Raw genomic sequence first — 4854 nt, 5'->3', positions numbered from 1 at the left:
CCGAGCGGGTGCTGCCGACCGCCGCCGGGCCCGCGGGCAGCCCGGCCTCGGCCGCGGTGGCGGTGGGCACGCGCCGCGCCGTCACGCCACGCACCCCCGCCGCCTTGAGAGGTACGTCGACAGTCCGCTCCGCGTCACTCGGCACACCGTGCCGGCCGGGTTCGCCGCCCTGCTCAGCCGCGCCCTCGTCGTGCCCCTGACCCGCCAGTTCGGCATCGAACGGCCGGTCGGCCCGGCCAACAGCCTCGGCACCTGACGGGTTGTCGGCCGACGGGGTGTGTTCGAGCACCCGACGCAGGTCGGCGAGGAGGGCGAGTCGCTCGGCGGAGTTGTGATCGGACTCGGGGGCGTAGACGGCCACCGTGTCGTTGCGGTGCTTGGCGTCGTACATGGCGACATCGGCGTGGCGCATCAGGGTGGCGAAGTCCTCGCCGTGCTCGGGGAAGAGGGCGATCCCGATCGAGCCGCCCACGTCCAACGGCAACCCGTCGATCGGCACCGGCTCCGCCAACGCCTGGACCACCTGGTCGGCCATCTCCCGCGCCTGACCGACGTCGGTCAGGCCGGTCATCACGATGGCGAACTCGTCGCCGCCGAGCCGGGCGATCATCTGGGGTCGGGGCTGCACGTCGGTGAGTCGAGCGCTGACCTCGACCAGCAGTCGGTCGCCCACGGCGTGCCCCAGCGCGTCGTTGACGTTCTTGAAGCGGTCCAGGTCGATCAGCAACAGCGCCAACTGCCCGTCCGGTTCGCCGCGGGCGGTCCGCTCGGCGTGCAGGTGCACCTGCTCCGCCACCTCGACCAACAGGGCTTTGCGGTTGGGCAGACCGGTCAGCGGGTCGGCCGCGGCGAGGTGCTGCTGTTCGACGGTCAACCGGGCCATCCGGTAGACGGCGAAGAGCGGCACCAGCACCAGCGGGATCAGCGCCGCGCTGACCCGCGCGGCGGCGACCAGCACCGGGGCCAGCAGGAGCAGTGAACCGGTGGAGAGCAGTTCGAAGCCGAGACCCTGGCGGAGGGTGGGCCACCAGCGGTCCCCGAAACGCAGCCGCACCGCCCAGCTGACCAACCCGTAGTTGACGACGAACCAGGCCACTGTGGCACCACCGACGGCAGCCACGTCGGTCCAGTGCAACCGCCCGCCGGAGAAGATGGTGCCCGAGCCGAGCTGGATCACCCCGTAGGCGGCGAGGGCACACGCGTACTGACCGACGTTGAACGCCGTGCGCCAGGCGGCGTGCCGCATCCGCCAACCCGAGACGACGACCCCCACCGCCTGCACCACCGCCGCCGGGCCGAGACCCCAGCCGAGCAGGATCGCGAAGGTGAAGCAGGTGGACGGGAACACCGCGGACGTCTGTCGGCGCCCCGGGGGGACGAACGGGCGCGCGTCGCAGACGACGGCGAGCACTGCCATCGTCCAGAACGCCAGCGGCAGCCGGGACACCTCGCCGGGGAGCGTCGCGAGTGGAACGGCGGCGGTCAGCGCGGCGACCACCAGGATGCCGCCGACGAAGGCGGCGAACGGCGCTACCCGGCCCGCCGGAAGTGAGTTGCGTGGGTCGGCGACCTCCACCACACCTCCCGACCGACCGTTCAGCGTGCCGGTGCGCACGCCGTGACCTAATGAAACGCCCTCGGCCCCCAGTTTCCCGGTATGACAGTCACGAATCGGTCGTAGTCGTAATTAAGTTGGTATACGCGACCCGGTGGCCGCGCCGACCAACGGGCGAGGGGTCAGCCGCCCAGCTGAGCGACGCCCCGGGCGGCGTCCGGACCGGCGTCCAGCAGCAGCCGGAACCCGTCCTCGTCGAGGACCGGAACCTTCAGACTGGCCGCCTTGTCAGCCTTGGACCCGGGGTTGTCCCCCACCACCACGAAGCTGGTCTTCTTGGAGACCGACCCGCTGACCTTGCCGCCCCGGCTCTGCACGGCCTCGGCGGCCTGATCCCGGGAGAAGCCGGCGAGCGTGCCGGTCACCACCACCGTCAGCCCCTCCAACGGACGTGGCCCCTCGTCGACCGCCTCCTCGGCCATCCGGACGCCGGCCTCGGCCCACTTGCGGACCACCTCGCGATGCCAGTCCACCGCGAACCACTCCCGGATGCTGGCCGCGATGGTCGGGCCGACCCCGTCGACCGAGGACAGCTCCTCCTCGGTGGCCGCGTCGATGGCGTCCATCGAGCGGAAGTGCCGGGCGAGCGCCTGCGCCGCGGTCGGGCCGACATGCCGGATGGAGAGCGCCACCAGCACCCGCCACAGGTCCCGTTCCCGGGCGACCGCCAGATTGTCCAGCAACTTGACCGCGTTGCTGCCCAGGGTGCCGTCCTTGTTGACGAAGAACGGAGACCGGGACAACTGCTCGGCGTCGAGCTGGAAGAGGTCGCCCTCGTCGGTGATGATCTCCGCGTCGAGCAGGGCCGCCGCGCCCTTGTAGCCGAGCACCTCGATGTCGAACCCGCCCCGGCCGGCGAGGTGGAAGACCCGCTCGCGCAACTGGGCCGGACAGCTACGGGTGTTGGGGCAACGGATGTCGACGTCGCCCTCCTTGGACGGCGCGAGCGGGGTGCCGCAGGCGGGGCAACTGGTCGGCATGACGAACGGCCGGGCGTCGGCGGGCCGCAGGTCGACCACCGGGCCGAGCACCTCGGGGATCACGTCGCCGGCCTTGCGCAGCACCACCGTGTCGCCGATCAGCACCCCCTTGCGCTCCACCTCGCGGGCGTTGTGCAGGGTGGCGAGCGCGACGGTGGAGCCGGCCACGCGCACCGGCTCGAGCACGGCGAACGGGGTGACCCGGCCGGTCCGCCCCACGTTGACGTCGATGTCGAGCAGCTTGGTGGTGACCTCCTCCGGCGGGTACTTGAAGGCGATCGCCCAGCGCGGGGCGCGGCTGGTCGACCCGAGCCGGCCCTGGATCGAGACCGGGTCGACCTTGACCACCACACCGTCGATCTCGTGCTCGACGTCGTGCCGGTGCTCGGCGTAGTAGGCGATGTATTCCGCCACGCCGGCCAGGTCGGGCACCACCCGCCAGCGGTCACTCGTCGGCAGCCCCCAGGCGCGCAGCGCCGCGTACGACTCGGACTGGGCGGTGGGCTGGAACCCACGGCGGGCGCCGATGCCGTGCACCACCAGCCGCAGCGGCCGGGAGGCGGTGACCCGTGGGTCCTTCTGCCGGAGGCTGCCCGCGGCGGCGTTGCGCGGGTTGGCGAAGGGCGCCTTGCCCTGCTCCACGAGGCCCGCGTTGAGGTCGGCGAACGCGGCGACCGGGAAGTAGATCTCGCCCCGGACCTCCACCAGCTCGGGAATGTCCGGGAACTCGGCGGATGCGGTGAGCTGACCGGGCACGTCCCGGATGCTGCGCACGTTGGCGGTGACGTCCTCCCCGGTGCGCCCGTCGCCCCGGGTGGCGGCCCGGACCAGCCGGCCCTTCTCGTAGGTCAGATTGATCGCCAACCCGTCGACCTTCAGCTCGCACAGGTAGGGCACCGGGCCGCCCGCGTCCCGTTCGACCCGCTCGGCCCACGCCGACAACTCCTCGTCGGCGAAGGCGTTGTCGAGCGAGAGCATCCGTTCGGCATGGGTGACCGGGGTGAAGTCGGTGGAGAACGTGCCGCCCACCCGTTGGGTCGGCGAGTCGGGCGTCCGTAGCGCCGGGAACTCCGCCTCCAGAGCCTCCAACTCGCGCAGTTGCCGGTCGAACTCGGCGTCCGCGATGATCGGCGCGTCCAACACGTAGTAGCGGTACTGGTGCTCGGTCAGCTCCTGGCTGAGCGTGGCGTGCCGCTCCCGAGCCTGCGGCGTCGGCTCGGCCCCGGCCGCCGCCTCCTGCGCCGGGCTGACCTGCTGACCGATCTGCTCCTCGGACACACCGCCACCTTCGGACACGCCTGCGACCTCCCTGATCACGCTACTCGGGCACCGTATCGGGCCGGTGGGACAATCCGTTGTCCGCCCGCGCCGGAAGCGACGTCGCCCTCAGCCCCGTTCCGTGCTCACTCGATGGGCGTCGTCGTGGACGGGCCGACCCAGCTACCCCCCATCGACTGATCACCGGGTTGGCGAGCGTCCCGGGCGGTGGCGGCGCCACGGTGCGGTTGGCGGGCGACACGGGCCGCGACGTGCGAGGATCGCCGCACGATGGCGGCCCGTGGGTCGCCGGGAGGCGGAGGTACGGATGCCCGAGGAGCTGCTCTGGGCCGTGGCGATCCTGCTGACGGTGGCCGCCGGCTGGGCGTGGGCGAGTTGGCGGCACCGGATGACCGACCGGCGTCCGGACAGCCGGCGTCCGGGCACCCGGCCGGATCGCGGCAGCACCGGTGACCGTCGCCCCACCCCGCCACGACCCCGTGCCGCCGATCGGCCACCGGACGGCCCCGCTCACGCGACGCCCACCGACCCGACGGCAGCCCGGAGCCCGGTGAGATCTGGTGGGCCGACGTGCCGTACGCCGATGGCAGTGGCTCGAAGGTGCGTCCCTGTCTGGTGCTGCGCGCCGACTCCCAGGGCGCCGACGTCCTGAAGATCACCAGTCAGGACAAGAGCGACCGGGACGACCACGTGCGGATTCCCACCCGGGACTGGGACCCCGGAGCGGAGCACGACAGCTACCTCAACCTGACCGAGTCGATCCACCTCAGCCCAGCCGCCTTCGCCGACCACGCCGGCCGATGCGACGCCGACCTGTGGCGCAAGCTCCGCAGCCTGCGACACCTCCCCACCCCCTGACCGCACCCCAACCGCTTCAGATCGCCAGGCGACCGCCTCCCCACCGCCCTGGCGGCCATGGTCAACTCGGGTTCCTGGAAACCGGGCAACCCACGACCCGGGATCCCCCGATTTCCCAGGAAC

At 72.2% G+C, this 4854-nt stretch carries 3 protein-coding genes; 1 reads left to right on the top strand and 2 read right to left on the bottom strand.

All coding sequences use genetic code 11. The features are described from left to right. The coding region (locus JM949_RS33515) for a GGDEF domain-containing protein (RefSeq protein ID WP_309232439.1) at nt 1-1576 on the bottom strand (1576 nt) is incomplete at its 3' end. A 161-nt stretch (nt 1577-1737) separates the two neighbouring features. Then, nucleotides 1738-3873 (bottom strand): NAD-dependent DNA ligase LigA, encoded by a 2136-nt coding sequence (gene ligA / locus JM949_RS33510; protein ID WP_203152050.1) that lies wholly within the window; start codon nt 3871-3873, stop codon nt 1738-1740. A 570-nt stretch (nt 3874-4443) separates the two neighbouring features. On the opposite strand from ligA, the gene JM949_RS38200 reads away from it, so the two are divergent. Beyond that, nucleotides 4444-4731, top strand: a complete 288-nt coding sequence (locus JM949_RS38200) for a type II toxin-antitoxin system PemK/MazF family toxin (RefSeq protein ID WP_309232438.1) — start codon at nt 4444-4446, stop codon at nt 4729-4731. Nucleotides 4732-4854: the final 123 nt, after the last annotated feature.

The organism is Micromonospora tarensis, from assembly GCF_016803395.1.
In the GTDB taxonomy this organism is placed as follows: Bacteria; Actinomycetota; Actinomycetes; order Mycobacteriales; family Micromonosporaceae; genus Micromonospora; species Micromonospora tarensis.
The sequence above is the reverse complement of the archived record's forward strand: the minus strand, read 5'-3'. Positions and strand labels throughout refer to the sequence as shown.